The 16,057-nt window shown below is 71.7% G+C and carries 12 protein-coding genes and 1 pseudogene; 3 read left to right on the top strand and 10 right to left on the bottom strand.

All coding sequences use genetic code 11. The annotated features are described in order from the left end of the window. Positions 1–7: 7 nt before the first annotated feature. Together ACVDFE_RS16920 and ACVDFE_RS16915 are read right to left on the bottom strand one after the other, a co-directional pair. On the bottom strand, positions 8–469 hold the full coding sequence (locus tag ACVDFE_RS16920) for a hypothetical protein (RefSeq protein WP_360392244.1): 462 nt from the start codon (positions 467–469) through the stop codon (positions 8–10). Positions 470–543: 74 nt separating this feature from the next. After that, entirely contained in the window at positions 544–2,193 is a 1,650-nt protein-coding gene (locus tag ACVDFE_RS16915; RefSeq protein WP_458430999.1) for a bifunctional metallophosphatase/5'-nucleotidase, read from the bottom strand. 156 nt (positions 2,194–2,349) lie between these two features. Between ACVDFE_RS16915 and ACVDFE_RS16910 the strand changes: the two genes are divergently transcribed. Both ACVDFE_RS16910 and ACVDFE_RS16905 read left to right on the top strand, forming a co-directional pair. After that, positions 2,350–3,075, top strand: a complete 726-nt coding sequence (locus ACVDFE_RS16910) for a response regulator transcription factor (protein WP_458430998.1) — start codon at positions 2,350–2,352, stop codon at positions 3,073–3,075. After that, a complete protein-coding gene (locus tag ACVDFE_RS16905) occupies positions 3,053–4,423 on the top strand; it encodes a sensor histidine kinase (RefSeq protein ID WP_458430997.1) in 1,371 nt (456 codons plus the stop codon). The genes ACVDFE_RS16910 and ACVDFE_RS16905 overlap by 23 nt, the downstream gene beginning before the upstream one ends. Before the next feature lie 180 nt (positions 4,424–4,603). Here ACVDFE_RS16905 and ACVDFE_RS16900 read toward each other — a convergent pair. The 5 genes and pseudogenes from ACVDFE_RS16900 to ACVDFE_RS16880 form a co-directional block, all read right to left on the bottom strand. Continuing rightward, positions 4,604–5,128 (bottom strand): annotated as a pseudogene (locus ACVDFE_RS16900) (SGNH/GDSL hydrolase family protein); the annotation flags it as partial. Positions 5,129–5,187: 59 nt separating this feature from the next. Beyond that, a complete protein-coding gene (locus tag ACVDFE_RS16895) occupies positions 5,188–6,360 on the bottom strand; it encodes a hypothetical protein (RefSeq protein ID WP_458430996.1) in 1,173 nt (390 codons plus the stop codon). A 301-nt stretch (positions 6,361–6,661) separates the two neighbouring features. Then, positions 6,662–8,437, bottom strand: a complete 1,776-nt coding sequence (aspS, locus tag ACVDFE_RS16890) for an aspartate--tRNA ligase (protein ID WP_458430995.1) — start codon at positions 8,435–8,437, stop codon at positions 6,662–6,664. Positions 8,438–8,752: 315 nt separating this feature from the next. Continuing rightward, the gene (locus ACVDFE_RS16885; protein ID WP_458430994.1) at positions 8,753–9,922 is read right to left on the bottom strand and encodes a S8 family peptidase; all 1,170 of its coding nucleotides are present in this window, start codon (positions 9,920–9,922) and stop codon (positions 8,753–8,755) included. A gap of 119 nt (positions 9,923–10,041) precedes the next feature. After that, on the bottom strand, positions 10,042–11,115 hold the full coding sequence (locus ACVDFE_RS16880; protein WP_458430993.1) for a S8 family peptidase: 1,074 nt from the start codon (positions 11,113–11,115) through the stop codon (positions 10,042–10,044). 282 nt (positions 11,116–11,397) lie between these two features. On the opposite strand from ACVDFE_RS16880, the gene ACVDFE_RS16875 reads away from it, so the two are divergent. Then, entirely contained in the window at positions 11,398–12,315 is a 918-nt protein-coding gene (locus ACVDFE_RS16875) for a hypothetical protein (RefSeq protein WP_360392265.1), read from the top strand. On the opposite strand, the gene ACVDFE_RS16870 is transcribed toward ACVDFE_RS16875, so the two are convergent. From ACVDFE_RS16870 to ACVDFE_RS16860, 3 genes are read right to left on the bottom strand one after another with little or no spacing between them, the layout of a single operon-like run. After that, positions 12,243–13,070, bottom strand: coding sequence for an alpha/beta fold hydrolase (locus ACVDFE_RS16870; RefSeq protein WP_360392268.1), 828 nt, complete (start codon positions 13,068–13,070; stop codon positions 12,243–12,245). The two genes, ACVDFE_RS16875 and ACVDFE_RS16870, sit on opposite strands and share 73 nt — an antisense overlap. A gap of 14 nt (positions 13,071–13,084) precedes the next feature. After that, positions 13,085–14,224, bottom strand: a complete 1,140-nt coding sequence (locus ACVDFE_RS16865; protein WP_360392271.1) for an acyl-CoA dehydrogenase family protein — start codon at positions 14,222–14,224, stop codon at positions 13,085–13,087. Beyond that, entirely contained in the window at positions 14,221–16,053 is a 1,833-nt protein-coding gene (locus ACVDFE_RS16860) for an ATP-binding protein (protein WP_458430992.1), read from the bottom strand. The genes ACVDFE_RS16865 and ACVDFE_RS16860 overlap by 4 nt, the downstream gene beginning before the upstream one ends. Positions 16,054–16,057: the final 4 nt, after the last annotated feature.

Raw genomic sequence — 16,057 nt, 5'->3', positions numbered from 1 at the left:
AAGGCTCCTAGCCCGTAGTCGTGAAGTCCTCGTCGACCCGCAGGCCGGGGGCCGCGGCGCGCAGGGCGTCGCTGAGCGCGCCCGCACGCGTGTGGTCGGGTACGCGTGCCGAGGCGACGAGGTGTCCGGTGTGGACGACGGCGGTGAAGTCGGTGACGTCCGCGCCGAGCACCGCGCGCAGCACCGAGGCGACCTCGTCCGCGGCGACCGGCAGCCGCACGGTCGTGGACGGGGTGATCAGGTCGGTGACGCGGTGCTTCTCGGCGACCGAGCGCACGGCGTCGGCCACCTCCTGGCGTTCGGCCGGGGTGGCGGCGCCGGCCAGCACGACCTCGGCCGAGCGCACGGCGAGCACGAGCTGGCCGGGCACGGCCGCGGGGGCCTGCCCGGCGTGCACCGCGACGCCCACGGAGGCGAGCAGCAGCGGCACGGCGATGGCGCCGATGGCGACGCGCTGCGGCAACTGCACGCGTCTGGCCTATCCCATCCGGCCGTCCGGTTGCCACCGCCTGCGGTGAAAGGCCCAGGACCGCGCCGGAGAATTCACCCGGTCGTGGAAATCACGACGGGGTGGCCGCCGGCCACGAGCCGCCAGTCGGTGCGGGTGAAGTCGGCGGGGTCGAGCACGCCCGCGGCCTTCACCCAGTCGATCAGCAGCTGCCGGATCTCCTGCCGCCGGTCGAGCAGCACCGGGGCGGTCGCGATGTGCGGGAAGTCGCCGCCGCCCGCCTGCCGGTAGTTGTTCACCGCGACCGCGAACTCCTCGTCACCGGCCACCGGCACCCCGCCGTAGGACAGGTTCGTGATGCGCGAACCGGCCGGTCGGGCGATGTCGACGTCGTAGGTCAGCGGGGCGTCCAGGCCGTGGGCGATGTCGAAGTTGTAGTCGGGCACGTCGGCCGACACCTCCTCGGGCGTGAACGGCCCCGCGGCGGTGACCTGGCGGAAGTAGCGCGCCGACTCCTCCAGGAAGTCGCGCAGCTGCGCGCCGGTCAGCCGCACGCCCACGAGCGTGTTGTCGAAGATGTACAGCCCGGCGACGTCGCGGATGGACACCTCGCCGGCCGGGATCGCCGCGCCGCGGTTGAACGGCGCGCACAGCGACAGCACCGGCAGCGACGTGGACTTCTTGAGCTCCAGCGCCTGCACGTGGTTGATGAACCGCAGTGCGGGCGTGTCCTCGAACCGCGACCGCGCCGCCGACATCGCGGCACGGCAGGTGCCGATCCGCCCGTTGACGTGGTGCACGACCTTCTCGTGGTCGTGCCGCAGCAGCCGCACGATCCGCGGGTCCTCCGGCACCGCCGCCGACACCAGCACGGAGGACCGCGACCCGGTCAGGTGCCAGCCGCCGTCGTGCTCCAGGTCGAACTCCAGCACCGACAACCGCTTGCCCCAGTACAGCGGCTCGGTCAGCAGCACCCGCCGCCCGGTCACCCTGTTCCTCACGAACCGCTGCGGGATCTCGACGTGCGCGTGTCCCACCAGGATCGCGTCGATGCCCGGCACGGTCTCCGCGACCAGCTCCGCGCAGTTCTCCGGGAACGGCACCTGGTCGCCCAGCGACGACGACAGGTCCGCGCCCGAGTGCGCCACCAGCACCACCAGGTCGGACTGGCGCCGCACCTCCGGCACCCAGCGCAGCGCCTGCTCCACCAGCCCCGGGAACGTCAGCACGCCCTCGACGTGCACCTTGTCCCACACCGCGATGCCGGGGTTGGTGAGCCCGAGGACGCCCACCCGCAACGGCGGGCCACCGGTGCGCCACACCGTCTTCACCACGTACGGCGGGAAGGCGGGCAGCCCGGTCGCGACGTCGACCGCGTTCGCCCCGAGCAGCGGGAAGTCCAGCTGCCGTTCGAACATCCGCAGCACGTCGAGGCCGTAGTTGAACTCGTGGTTGCCCAGCACCGCTGCCGTGTAGCCGATGGCGTTCATCGCGGCCGCCATCGGGTGCACGTGCGTGCGGGTGATCGGCTCGACCTTGGCGTAGTAGTAGGCCAGCGGCGTGCCCTGGATCGTGTCGCCCGCGTCCAACAACAACGTGCGGTGCCGGCCCACCTCGGCGCGCACGCCGGCCACCAGCGTCGAGATCTTCGCGAGCCCGACGTCGTCGTGCGCGAAGTCGTCGTACTCCCGGTCGCGGTAGTAGTCCCAGTTGAAGAGGTTGCCGTGCAGATCGGTCGTCCCCATCACCGTCAGCGTGAACGTGCGCAGGACGCTCACCTCCGGGCGGTCGTCGGGTCCCCCGACCGAACATAGCTGCTCACAATTGACGTAACTGCTGATCGCCCGAACGGTGGACGGTCTCACAGGCGGTACACAGGATGACCGGTCACGATGGGAGCCATGCGCGCGATGGAAGCCGAACTCCGCCGGCCGGACGGGCAGCCCGTGCGGGTGCTCGTGGTGGACGACGAGTCCACACTGGCCGAGCTGATGACGATGGCGCTGCGCATGGAGAAGTGGGACGTGCGCACGGCGCTCGACGGCACGACGGCGGTCCGCACGGCACGGGAGTTCCAGCCGGACGCGGTGGTGCTGGACGTGATGCTGCCCGACTTCGACGGGTACGAGGTGCTGCGGCGGATGCGGGCCGAGCAGCCGGCCCTGCCGGTGCTGTTCCTGACCGCGCGGGACGCCGTGGAAGACCGCATCACGGGGCTCACGGCCGGTGGCGACGACTACGTGACGAAGCCGTTCTCCCTCGAAGAGGTCGTGCTTCGGTTGCGTGCACTCATGCGGCGCACCGGTGTCACGGAGGAGGACGCGGGCGCACGGCTCGTTGTCGGCGATCTGGTGTTGAACGAGGACACGCGCGAGGTGACGCGGGCGGGTGAGCACATCTCGTTGACGGCGACCGAGTTCGAGCTGTTGCGGTACCTGATGAGCAACCCGCGGCGGGTGCTCAGCAAGGCGCAGATCCTCGACCGGGTGTGGAGCTACGACTTCGGCGGCCAGGCGAACATCGTCGAGCTGTACATCTCCTACCTGCGCAAGAAGATCGACGCCGGACGGGCGCCGATGATCCACACCGTGCGGGGCGCGGGCTATGTCCTCAAGCCCGCGGCGTAGCGACGGCCGCCCGCGCGCGCCGTGGCCGAAGACGCTGCGGGGCAAGCTGATCGCCGGCCAGGTCGCGGTGCTGCTGGCGCTGTCGGTCGGCACGGGCGCGGTCGCGGTGCCGGCACTGCACGGGTTCCTCACGCACGACCTCGACCGCCAGGTCCGGGAGATGGTGCAACCGGCGGTCGGCCAGCGGGCCCGGGGCATCAACGCGCGCGTCACCGAAGGCGGCGTGGAGGGCACGATCGAGCTGCCCGGCACGCGCACGCTGCCCATGACGGACCACGAGCGGCGGCAGCTGACCGGACTGGGTCCCGGCGACCACACCGTGGACATGGGCGACAAGGGCACGTTCCGCGTCAACGTCGGACCGGCGCAGATCAAGGGCCTGCCGTCGGGTCCGGTGGACGACGTCGTGTGGCGGATGGTGTGGCTGCTGGTGGCGTTGACGGCGGCCGGGGTGGCCGCGGCGGCGCTGGCCGGCCAGCGGATCGTCCGGCGCGCGCTCGTGCCGCTGGACCGGGTCGCCGCCACCGCGGCCCGTGTCGCCGAGCTGCCGCTGCACTCCGGTGAGGTCGCGCTCGCCGAACGCGTGCCGGAGACCGACCCGGACACCGAGGTCGGCAAGGTCGGGCTCGCGTTCAACCGGATGCTCGGCCACGTCGGTGCCGCGCTGAAAGCCCGCCACGACAGCGAGACGCGCGTGCGCAGGTTCGTCGCGGACGCTTCGCACGAGCTGCGCACGCCGCTGGCCGCGATCCGCGGGTACGCCGAGCTGACCCGGCGCTCCGGCGAGGAGCTCAGCCCGCGGGTCGCGCACGCGATGAGCCGGGTGGAGTCCGAGGCGGTGCGGATGACGTCGCTGGTGGAGGACATGCTGCTGCTGGCCCGCCTCGACGACGGCCGGCCGCTGGAACGCGCGGAGGTCGACCTCACCCGGCTCGTGCTGGACGTGGTCGGTGACGCCCGCATCTCCTCCGCGGACCACAGCTGGAAGATCGCCGTGCCCGACGAACCGGTGACGGTCATCGGCGACGTGCAGCGGTTGCACCAGGTGCTCGGCAACCTGTTGTCCAACGCGCGCACGCACACCCCGCCCGGCACGACGGTCACGACCGGCCTGTCCGTCCACAACGGACAGGTGGAGCTGACCGTCACCGACGACGGGCCGGGCATCCCCGAGGGGCTGGAGGTGTTCGAGCGGTTCGCGCGCGGCGACAGCTCCCGGTCACGCGCCGCCGGCAGCACGGGGCTGGGGCTGTCCATCGTGGCTGCCGTCGTCGGCGCCCATGACGGCGAGGTGTCCGTGCAGAGCGTCCCAGGGCAGACCACGTTCACCGTCTCGCTGCGCGGCTGAGGTCTCGTTCCACAGCAGCGGCAGCAGGTCGGCGCCGCGCCGGAACACCCACGGGACGCCCTTGAGCAGCAGCCACGCCACGTGGTGCCAGACGGTCAGCTCGCGCCCGCCGGAGCAGTCGAGGCTGATCTCACCGAACGCGTGACCGCACGCGCGCAGCTCGTGCGCGAAGGCCTTCGCGAGCATGCGGTGCCCCAGCTCGGAGGGGTGCAGCCGGTCGACCGCCCAGGTGCCCGGCTCGTACGCGCCGGGCAGCGCGTGCAGGTCGACGCAGCGGACGCCGTGCCGGGCGACGACGACGTCGACGACCCGGTTGAGCTCGTCGATGCGGCCGCGCAGCACCCGCCGCAGCCGGCCGGGCAGCGTGAACACGCGGCCCTGGTCGTGGAACCGCACGGTCACCACGGAACAGCCGGCGGCGGTCAGCTCGCGGCAGACGTGGTCGAGGTCGGAGTGCGCCTGCCGGGCGGAGAAGTCCGAGCGCAGCGTGTCGTTGACGCCGGCGATGACGACGGCGGCCTTCGGCGCGAGCCGCAGCGCCTGCGGCAGCTGCAGGTGCCGCACGTCCGCGATCCGCGCACCGGAGACGGCGAGGTTGCGGTAGCCGTTGTGCTCGTAGGCCGCCGACAGCAGGGGGCCGAAGCCGCGCCAGCCGCCGGGTACGAGGTCGCCGATCCCGACCGCTGTCGAGTCACCGAGAAGCACCAGCACGTGCCCCAGGATCGACCGGCCCGGTGAGCCCGGGATGACCGTGCGGGAACCGTTCAGCGAAATGCCGGGTAAAGCGGGAGTTCGAGCACCTCGGACCCGTAGCGCTCGGCCAGCGCCCCGATGACGGCGTCGGCGTGCGAGGCGACGGTCTGCTCGCCGAGGACCAGCGCGTCGGCCCGCAGCCGCACCCACCGGCCCGCCAGCACGACGCTGCGCGGCGGGGCGTTCACGACGCTCGGCATGGGCTTGGACAGCGCACGCCACGTCGCGAGCCACACCCACAGCAGCTGGGCCTGCAGCAGCCGGGGTAAGAGCACCGCGTCGTCATCCATCTCCGGCCACACCGAGCCCACCTCGGCCCGCCAGGCGGCGACCATGGCCTCGGACATGCCCGGCGGCAGCCCCCACCCGCACCAGCAGGACGGGAACGGCACCCGCAGGCTGGCCGCGTCGAAGACGATGTCGCGGACGCAGCCGCCCTCGAAGTCGACGAACCGCACGCCGCGCGAGGTGACCAGGTGGTTGTCCGGGCACGACGTGGACGGGCTGAACGCCCTGCGCCGCGACGTGCTGAACGCCTTCGCCGCCGCGACCGCGAACTCGACGGCGTGCGCGGAGGTTTCCACGGCCAGCTCGGTCTCCAGCAGCCCCGGTAACCCGGCGATCGCCGCGTGCACGTCGACCGCGATCGGGTCCTGGCAGCACTGCGCACCGGCCCGGCGCATCAACGCGTCGAAGTCCGCGTCCCTGCCCGCCGTCGTGGCGTGCAGCCGCCCCATGGCGTGCGCCCAGGACAACAGGCCGCGTTCGGCGACCCGCGCGTCCTTGCCGTGCAGCTTCTCGGACAGCCGCGGCGCTCGACCCAGGTCCTCCAGGACGACCAGCCGGGACGTGCCGTCGTGGGCGAACAGCTCCGGTGTGGCGCGCTCCTCCGCGGGCAGCGCGGTGAGCAGCTGGTGGCTGACGGCCTCGTGCGCCCACGGGTCGCGGTCACCGGCGGCGGGCGGGTAGCGCTTCACCACCAGCGTGCGCGGCATCGAGAACGGCGAGGAGGCCACTCTGACCCGGATGACGACGGAACGGCCGGTCCCCCCGAGTGCCTCGGGGTCCGCAAGGCGCACCTGTGCGCCCAGGCGCCTGGTCAGTACCCGCTCGGCGGCCTCGACGGCTTCGACGATCTCCGGTGAAGTCGTGTCGGGAGGGCCCGCGGTGATCTCCACGCTCATCCCCTCCGACCCTACTCCCCATGCCCGTGCGCCCGGCTGACGCCGATCAGGCCCCGTTGCGGTCACCACCACCGGTTCACCGCGGTCCCCACGTTCCCACAACACCCCTCCGAGCCCTGGACGTGTGCAAACACCTTCCGTTGCCCGGTACGGGCAGATCAACCCGATCGTTCGAGCCGGTCGCGTCAATACCGATCAAGTAGCCGCTCGTTCAGGCGATCCGGTCCCATGTTGTGGGAAACGCGCGTGATCGTCCGGGAGGTTGCCCTCCCGGACGATCTTCCTGCGGAATCGATCCCGCTCAGCTCTTCTGGTCGGGCTTCGCGTCCACGCCGGCTTCCTTGCGCTGCTGCGCGGTGATCGGCGCCGGAGCCGCGGTCAGCGGGTCGAAACCGCCGCCGGACTTCGGGAACGCGATGACCTCGCGGATCGAGTCGACGCCCGCGAGCAGCATGCAGAGGCGGTCCCAGCCGAGCGCGATGCCGCCGTGGGGCGGGGCGCCGTACTTGAACGCGTCGAGCAGGAAGCCGAACTTCTCCTGCGCCTCCTCGGCACCGATGCCCATCACGTTGAACGCGCGCTGCTGCACGTCGGCGCGGTGGATACGGATCGAGCCGCCACCGAGCTCGTTGCCGTTGAGGATCACGTCGTAGGCGTAGGCCAGCGCGTTGCCCGGGTCGGTCTCGAAGTTGTCGATCCACTCCGGGGTCGGCGAGGTGAACGCGTGGTGCAGGGCGGTCCACTTGCCGCCGCCGACCGCGACGTCGCCGGCCTCCAGCTTGTCGACGGCCTCGAACATCGGGAAGTCGACGACCCAGGCGAACGCCCAGGCGTTCTCGTCGATCAGGCCGACGCGGGTGGCGATCTCGACACGCGCGGCACCGAGCAGGGCGCGGGCGTCGCGGGCCTCACCGGCGGCGAAGAAGATGCAGTCGCCGGGGTTGGCGCCCACGGCCTTGGCCAGGCCGTCGCGCTCGGTGTCGGTCAGGTTCTTCGCGACCGGCCCTCCCAGCGTGCCGTCCTCGCCGACCAGCACGTACGCGAGCCCCTTGTGGCCGCGCTGCTTGGCGAACTCCTGCCAGCCGTCGAGCGTGCGGCGCGGCTGCGAGGCACCGCCGGGCATGACCACGGCACCCACGTACGGCGCCTGGAACACTCGGAACGTCGTGTCCTTGAAGTACTCGGTGAGCTCGGTCAGCTCCAGCTCGAAGCGCAGGTCGGGCTTGTCCGAGCCGTACTTCGCCATGGCCTCGGCGTAGGAGATCCGGCGGAACGGCAGCGGCAGCTCGACGTCCTTGGTCTCCTTCCAGATCGCGGCCAGCAGCTTCTCGGTGAGCGTGATGACGTCGTCCTGCTCGACGAAGCTCATCTCGATGTCGAGCTGGGTGAACTCCGGCTGCCGGTCGGCGCGGAAGTCCTCGTCCCGGTAGCAGCGGGCGATCTGGTAGTAGCGCTCCAGGCCGCCGACCATGAGCAGCTGCTTGAACAGCTGCGGCGACTGCGGCAGCGCGTACCAGCTGCCCGGCCGCAGCCGCGCGGGCACCAGGAAGTCGCGCGCGCCCTCGGGCGTGCTGCGGGTCAGGGTCGGCGTCTCGACCTCGACGAACTTCTCGCCGTGCAGCACCTCGCGGGCGATGCGGCTGACCTCGCTGCGCAGCCGGATGGACTTGGCCGGGGTGGACCGGCGCAGGTCGAGGTAGCGGTGCTTGAGGCGGGCCTCCTCGCCCGGCTCCACGTCGCTCTCGACCTGGAACGGCAGCGGCGCGGCCTCGTTGAGGACCTCGAGGTCGCTCACGTAGACCTCGATGGCACCGGTGGGCAGCTCGGGGTTCTCGCTGCCGTCGGGCCGCTTGCTCACGTCGCCGGTGACCTTGATGACGTACTCGCTGCGCAGCCGGTGCGCGCGCTCGGCCATCTCGCCCTCGCGGAACACGACCTGGGCGACCCCGCTGGCGTCGCGGAGGTCGATGAAGATGACACCGCCGTGGTCCCGCCGGCGAGCGACCCACCCGGTGAGGGTGACGGACTGCCCGGCGTGCTCGGCCCGGAGTGATCCGGCCTCGTGCGTGCGCAACACGGTGGTGGCTCCTTGTAGACGAAGTCAGCTTTTCCGTCAAGGCTAGCTGGCCGCACCGACAGATTTTCACGCAGGTCGTGCGCCTGCGCCCGTCCACCCACGGCGCTGATCTTCGCCGGCCGCGTTCCGGCCGCGCCCGCCCTGCTGCACGCGCTGACGCCGTCGCTCCACGGGCATCAGCAGCAGGGGGTGAGCGGGTGACTCGGCCGCGGCCGGGAAAAACCCTCCTGTGCAGCCGAAAAGGGCCGCGACCTGTGTCGCGGCCCTTCCCTCACAGCTCAGTTCACGCGGCCCGGCTCACCGGCCGGACCCGGTTCACGCGCTCGGCGCGAGGTACAGCAGGCGGTTCGGCGAGCCCGAACCCGGGTTGGTCACCTTGGACGGCGTCGACTGCGCGACCAGGTACGAGGCGACCTGGGCGGGCGTGGCCGACGGGTTGGTGGACAGGTACCTGGCAGCGGCGCCCGCGACGTGCGGGGTGGCCATCGAGGTGCCCGAGATGGTGTTGGTGGCGCTGTCGGAGGTGTTCCAGGCCGAGGTGATGGCCGAGCCCGGCGCGAAGATGTCGAGCAGCGAACCGTAGTTCGAGTACGACGCGCGGGCGTCGTTGCGCTCGGTGGCGCCGACGGTGATCGCCTCGCTCACGCGGGCCGGGGAGAAGCCGGACGCGTTGGCGTTGGAGTTGCCGGCCGCGACCGCGAAGGTCACGCCCTTGGCGATGGCGTTGCGCGTGGCGGCGTCGAGGGTGGCGTTGGCACCGCCACCGAGCGACATGTTCGCCACGGCGGGCTTGACGGCGTTGGCGCCGACCCAGTCGATGCCCGCGGCGACACCGGCGAGGGTGCCGGAGCCGTTGTTGTCGAGCACGCGGACGGCGACGATCCTCGCGTTCTTCGCGACGCCGTACTGCGAGCCCGCGATGGTGCCGGCGACGTGCGTGCCGTGGCCGTTGCCGTCTTGCGCGACGTTGTCGTTCTCGACGAAGTCACGGCCGTTCGAGGCGCGGCCGCCGAAGGTGGAGTGGCTGATGCGCACGCCGGTGTCGATGACGTACGCGGTGACGCCCGATCCGGTCGAGGTGTAGCTGTAGGACGAGTCCAGCGGCAGGTTGCGCTGGTCGATGCGGTCCAAGCCCCACGACGGCGGGTTCGTCTGCGTCGCCTGCGTGTGGATGACCTGGTCGGCCTCGACGAACTCGACCGTCGGGTCGGCGGCCAGGCGCTTGGCCTGCTTCTCGGTCAGCTTCACGTTGAAGCCGCCGAAGCTCGTGTAGTCGCGCTCGACCTTGGCACCGAACCGCGACGCCAGCGCGTGCGAGTTGCCCTTGCCCTCCTTGAACTTCACGATGAAGCTGCCCGCGATCTTCTCGGGGGCGTTGAGGGAGAGGACCTCGCCCTCGGCGGCGGAGGCGTTGGGAACCATGAGGACCGACATGGCGAGCGTCGCCGCGCCGGCACCGGCCAGGAACCGGATCTTTCGCGTCATGATGTGCATTCCGTTCTTTGCAGGGGAACGAAGCGCTTTCGACGCTAGGGAGAGATCCGGTCCCTGCCAAGGGTGTCCTATGGATTAAGACGGCCTTGTGCCGCCCAACAATTCACGCTTCACAGCGTCGGCGGCCAGTAAAGGATACGAGTGACGGGTGGCGTTCCCGGGGTGCCCGTGGTAACCAGCGCGCTCTCCACCTGCGCGGGCGTCGCCGCGCGGTTGAGCTCCAGGTACCGCGCCGCCACACCGGCCGCGTGCGGTGCCGCCATCGACGAGCCGGAGAGGGTGTTCGTCGCCGTGTCACTGGAGTTCCACGCCGACGGGACGCTCACACCCGCCGCCCAGATGTCGACGAGCGGACCGTAGTTCGACGAGGAGGACCTGGTGTCGTTCTGCGTCAGCGCGCCCACGCAGATCGCCTGGGACACGCGCTGCGGCGAGGAGTTGGCCGGGTCGGTGTTGCTGCCGCCGGCCGCGACCGTGAACGAGACACCGGACGCGATCGCACGCCGCACCGCGTCGTCGAGCGCCGTGGAAGCGCTCCCGCCCAACGACATGTTCGCCACCGCCGGCTTCACGGCGTTGCGGGTCACCCAGTCCACGCCCGCGATCACACCGGAGATCGTGCCGGAGCCCGACCCGTTGAGCACCCGCACGCCCCACACGGTGGCGCGCTTGGCCACGCCGTGCTTCGTGCCCGCGGCGATGCCGGCGACGTGCGTGCCGTGACCGTTGTCGTCCTGGGCGACCGCGTCGTTGTCCACGGTGTCCCAGCCGTTGCGCGCCCGTCCGCCGAAGTCGGTGTGCGTCACCCGCAGGCCGGTGTCGATCACGTAGATGTTCACGCCCGCACCGGTGCTGGTGTACTCGTAGCGCTGGTCGAGCGGCAGGGCCCGCTGGTCGATGCGGTCCAGGCCCCACGGCGGGTTGAGCTGGACGCTGTTGGCGTGCACCAGTCCGTCGCGCTCCACGTGGGACACGTTCGGGTCGGCCTGCACCGCGCGCAGCTGGCGCGCGGTCAGCCGGGCGCTGTACCCGGTGAAGACGCTGGTGTACCGGTGCTGCACCTCGCCCGCGAACGAGGACACGGCGCCGTCCTTCAGCACCACGATGTAGGAGGAGGTGGCCGCGGCCGCCGGGACGACCACGACCGAGGCGGTGAGTGCGGCGACTGCCAGCAGGGCTCTCACAGTCGGTTTTCCTTTCGGAGCAGGGATTCTCTTCTGGGCGGAGAACGGGGAACGGGGAACGGCTCGGGAACGGGCCGGGGCAGCACGTGCCGGACCGGCACTCAGCTGGTCGTCGTGTCCGTCGCAGGGGTGTGCGGAACCCGCCCGGGACCATTGGCGGCGAAATAGGCCCGAGATCTGAACTTGCCGAGTTTCCATCGGCCGCAAAACCGCCGATCGGCTGTACCGCGCGCCCTTTGCTGCCGATAACCTCTCGTGCTTGACTCCGGGAACGGAGGGGTGATGCTCACGATCTACCCACCGCGCGAGGAGCTCGCCGACCTGTTGGTGACGGGTCCGTTCGCGGACGCGCTGAGGGTCGCGATCCAGGTGCGGGGACTCAGCCTCGAACGCTTGCAGCACCGGTTGCGGGTGCGCGGCGCGCCGATCAGCGTGACGGCGCTGAGCTACTGGCAGTCGGGGCGCCGCCGGCCGGAGCGACCGGAGTCGCTGAGGGCGCTGGCGCACCTGGAGGACGTGCTGGGGCTGCCCAGGACAGCGCTCTCACGGCTGCTGGGCCCGCCCCGGCCGCGGGGTCGTTCGCGCAGGCGGGAGGTGTCGCCGCGGGCGGCGTGGGACGGGTCGGGGCTGGTGCTGACCGCGCAGCAGGACCGGGTCGACGTCGCGCCGTGCGGCGGGGTGCGCGGGGTGCGGTCCCGGCAGGTCATGCAGGCGACGAAGGCCGGCGTGGACCGGTGGGTGCTGTGCCAGGAGACGGGTTCGGCGCAGCCGGCGCTGACGGCGATCCGGTCGTGCCGGGTCGGGCGGACCGCGCGGGAACGCACGAGCGGTGTGCTCGTCGCGGAGCTGTTGTTCCCCGAACCGCTGTGCGCCGACGAGTCCATCGCGATCGAGTACGAATTGGTCTATCCACGTCCGACGGCCGAGCACACGCATTTCCGGCGGTTCGCCGAACGGGTGCACGACTACGTGCTGGAGATCAAATTCCCGGTCGGCGCGACACCTGCCGTGTGCGAACAGTTCGCGTCGGGTCCGGCGGGCGTGGAACTGTCCGGCGGCGTGCGCCCGGCCCCGGTGGACGCCTGGGGCTACGCGCACGCCGCCGCGCTCGACTTCGGGCCCGGTCTCTACGGGATGCGCTGGACCGCGCCGGTGACGGCCGAGGAGAACGCCGCGGGGTCGTCGGCGAACGGGAAGTGACCGGCGCCGGGCTGCACGACCAGCTCGGCGTTGGGGAACAGGTCCGCGTACGCGCGCGCGCACTTCGGTGGCAGTGCGACGTCGTACTCGCCGGCGATGAGGAGCGTTGGCACGTCGAGGGTTGCGAGCGCCTTGCGGGTCTGCTCGGGGTCGAGGGCGCCCTCGGCGTAGAACTGCGCGGCACCCTCGTCGTTGCTCGGGTGGGCGTCGAGCGCACGTGCCTCGTCGTCCCAGCGGCCGTAGTGGAACGGCGCGATCTTCGCGAAGTTCTCGGCCGTCGGCCGGCCGGCCCAGATGTCCTCGAACGCGGCGAACGCCTCGGCGAACCAGGGTTCCGCGCTGCGCTGCTCGGCGACCTCGCGGCGGTCGGCGTCGGTGACGTCGAGCCCGACGACCCGCGGGCTGGGTGCGACGAGGACGAGCTGCTTGACGTGCCTCGGGTAGCGCTGCGCGTAGAGGACCGCGAGGGTGCCGCCCGCGGAGTGGCCGAGCAGGCGGAGCCGGTCGAGGCCGAGGTGGCGGCGCAGCGCCTCCACGTCGTCGACCTGGCGGTCGGCGCGGTAGGTCTGCGGGGGCGCGGCCTGCGAGTCGCCGGTGCCGCGCAGGTCGAGGACGAGCGTGTTCGGCAGCCCGCCGAGGTCGCCGAGGTAGGAGGAGTGCTGCATCGGCCCACCCGGCAGGCAGACCAGCGGGTCGGTGCCGCCTGCCGGGTGGTACGCGAGCGTGATGCCGTCTGAAGTCGTGAAGGTCCCCATGACGGCGCAGTCTGTCAGTAGGAGCGCGGGAGCTTGAGCGAGTTCTGCGCGACGAAGTTGAGGATCATCTCCCGCGACACCGGCGCGATCCGCGAGAGCCGTGACATGCCGAGCATCGACGCGAGGCCGAACTCGGCGGTCAGGCCGTTGCCGCCGTGGGTCTGGATCGCCTGGTCCACCGCTGCCGCCACGGCCTCGCCCGCCGCGTACTTGGCCATGTTCGCGGCCTCACCGGCCTCCCGGTCGTGGCCGCTGTCGTAGAGCGCGGCGGCCTTCTGGGTCATGAGCCGGGCCAGCTCGATCTCGATGTGGATCTTCGCGAGCGGGTGGGAGAGGCCCTGGTGCGCGCCGATCGGCGTCTCCCACACCTGGCGCTGGCGGGCGTAGGTGACGGCTTTGCGCATGGCGAGCCGGGCCGAGCCGGTGGCCATGCTCGCGCCCATGATCCGTTCGGGGTTGAGTCCGGCGAAGACCTGGAGCAGGCCCTGGTCCGGTGCGCCGACGACGGCGTCCGCGGGCAGCCGGACGTCGTCGAAGAAGAGGGTGAACTGCTTCTCCGGTGACAGCAGGTCCATCTCGATCTCGTGGTGGGTGAAGCCCTCCGCGGTCACCGGCACCACCACGAGCACCGGTCCGGTGGCCTGGATGGAGACCACGAGGACGGCGTCGACCTCGTCGATGCCGGAGATGTAGGTCTTGCTGCCGTTGAGGACCCACTCGTCGCCGTCGCGGCGGACGTTCGTCTTCAGCTTGTGCGCGTTCGACCCGGCGTCGGGTTCGGTGATGGCGAACGCCATCTTGAGCGTGCCGTCGGCGAAACCGGGCAGCCACTTGGCCTTCTGCTCATCGGTGCCGAACCGGGCGATCACCGTGGCGCAGATCGCCGGCGAGACCACCATGAGCAGCAACGGGCACCCGGCGGCGGCCAGCTCCTCGCACACCGCGGCGAGGTCGCCGATGCCACCGCCACCGCCGCCGTACTCCTCGGGCACGGCCACGCCGAGGTAGCCGAGCTTGCCTGCCTCCTGCCACAGCTCGGTGGTCTTCTCCCCCGCGCGGGCCTTGGCGACGAAGTACTCGGTGCCGTACTTGCCACCCAGCTCGGCGACCGCCCTGCGCAGCGCGGTCCGCTCCTGCGACTCGACGAAGCTCACTGTTCCTCCACTACGGCCAGGACGTCTCCGGCGTTGACCTGCTGCGCCCGTTCGACGAGGAGTTCGGTGACGGTGCCCGCGGTGCCGGCGAGCACCCGGTGTTCCATCTTCATGGCTTCCAGCACCAGGAGCTCCTGCCCCGCGGTCACGTGGTCGCCCTGGCGCACCGACACCCGGACGACCGTGCCGGGCATCGGCGCGACCGTCGCACCGGGGGCCACCCCGGTCTCGGGTTCGAGGAAGCGCGGCACGACCCGCAGCGACACCGACCCGCGCGGCGAGTCGACCTCGACGGTGTCGCCGTACCGGGCGACGTGGAACGGGACGCGCACGCCGTCGAGGTCGAGGGTGACGGTGTCCGCGGTGGCCTGCGCCGGGTCGTACTCGACCTCGATCTGCTCGTCGCCGAAGAGGAACCTCGCCTTCGGCTGCTGCGAGCGAACGTTGCGCCAGCCCAGCGGCAGCGCGCCGATCCGGCGGGTGGCCGCGCCCGCCAGTGCCGCCGCGAGCGCGAACGGGTGCGGGTCGACGGTTCTGGTGAGGTCGTGCTCGGTGAGGAACCCGGTGTGCGTGTCGCCGTCGAGGAACGCGTCGTGCCGCAGGACGTTCACGAGCAGCGCGCGGTTCGTGACCAGGCCGTGGACCTGCGCGTTCTCCAGCGCCGCCGCGAGCTTGCGGGCGGCGGCCGCGCGGGTCGGTGCGTGCGCGATCACCTTGGCCAGCATGGGGTCGTAGTGCACGGAGACGACCGACCCGTCCTCGACGCCGCTGTCGAGCCGGACGTCGCCGGGCACGGTGAAGCGGTGCAGCGTGCCGCTGGCGGGGCGCCAGTCGTGCGCGGGGTCCTCGGCGTAGAGGCGGACCTCGATGGCGTGCCCCCGCGGCGGTGGTGCCTGCTCGGGCAGCCGGGCGCCCTCGGCGATGCGCAGCTGCCACTCGACCAGGTCGACGCCGTGCACCAGCTCGGTGACGGGGTGCTCGACCTGCAACCGGGTGTTGACCTCCAGGAAGTGGAAGTCGGTGCCCTTCAGCATGAACTCGACGGTGCCCGCGCCGACGTAGCCGATCGACTCGGCGGCGGCCACGGCGGCGGCGAACAGGCGTTCGCGGACGTCGTCGCCGACCGCGGGGCTCGGGGACTCCTCGACGATCTTCTGGTGGCGGCGCTGGATGGAGCACTCGCGTTCGCCGAGCGCCCACACGGTGCCGTGGGTGTCGGCGAGGACCTGCACCTCGACGTGGCGCGCGTGTTCGAGCAGCGGCTCGCAGAACACGGTGGGGTCGCCGAACGCCGACTCGGCCTCGCGGCGCGCACTGGCGAGCGCGTCCGCGAACTCCGCTTTCCCGCGCACGACCCGCATGCCGCGCCCGCCGCCACCGGCCGAGGCCTTGATGAGCACCGGGAACTCGGTGACGGTGTCCGGGTCGAGCTCGGGCAGCGTGGGCACGCCCGCGGCCGCCATGCGCTTCTTCGCGGCTACCTTCGAGCCCATGGCCTCGATGGCGTCCGGTGCCGGGCCCACCCAGGTGAGGCCGGCCCGCTGGACCTCGCGTGCGAAGCCGGCGTTCTCGCTGAGGAAGCCGTAGCCGGGGTGGACGGCGTCGGCGCCCGCCTTCAGCGCGGCCTCGACGAGCAGGCCGGCCCGCAGGTAGGTGTCGGCGGGTGCCGCGCCGGGCAGGTTGACCGCGAGGTCGGCCTCCCGCACGTGCGGTGCGCCGGCGTCGGGGTCGGAGAACACCGCGACGGTGCGGATGCCGTGGGCGCGGCAGGTCCGGATGATGCGGCGGGCGATCTCGCCGCGGTTGGCGATGAGGAGCGTCTTGATCACTGGG

This window comes from Lentzea chajnantorensis (genome assembly GCF_054300775.1).
This window is presented reverse-complemented; position numbering and strand designations above follow the sequence as displayed.

Excerpts from the sequence above, each read along its gene's own strand:
- ACVDFE_RS16915 (WP_458430999.1), bottom strand. The coding sequence starts at position 2,193 with ATGGGGACGACCGATCTGCACGGCAACCTCTTCAACTGGGACTACTAC.
- ACVDFE_RS16910 (WP_458430998.1), top strand. The coding sequence starts at position 2,350 with ATGCGCGCGATGGAAGCCGAACTCCGCCGGCCGGACGGGCAGCCCGTG.
- ACVDFE_RS16905 (WP_458430997.1), top strand. The coding sequence starts at position 3,053 with ATGTCCTCAAGCCCGCGGCGTAGCGACGGCCGCCCGCGCGCGCCGTGG.
- ACVDFE_RS16895 (WP_458430996.1), bottom strand. The coding sequence starts at position 6,360 with ATGAGCGTGGAGATCACCGCGGGCCCTCCCGACACGACTTCACCGGAG.
- ACVDFE_RS16885 (WP_458430994.1), bottom strand. The coding sequence starts at position 9,922 with ATGACGCGAAAGATCCGGTTCCTGGCCGGTGCCGGCGCGGCGACGCTC.
- ACVDFE_RS16875 (WP_360392265.1), top strand. The coding sequence starts at position 11,398 with ATGCTCACGATCTACCCACCGCGCGAGGAGCTCGCCGACCTGTTGGTG.
- ACVDFE_RS16870 (WP_360392268.1), bottom strand. The coding sequence starts at position 13,070 with ATGGGGACCTTCACGACTTCAGACGGCATCACGCTCGCGTACCACCCG.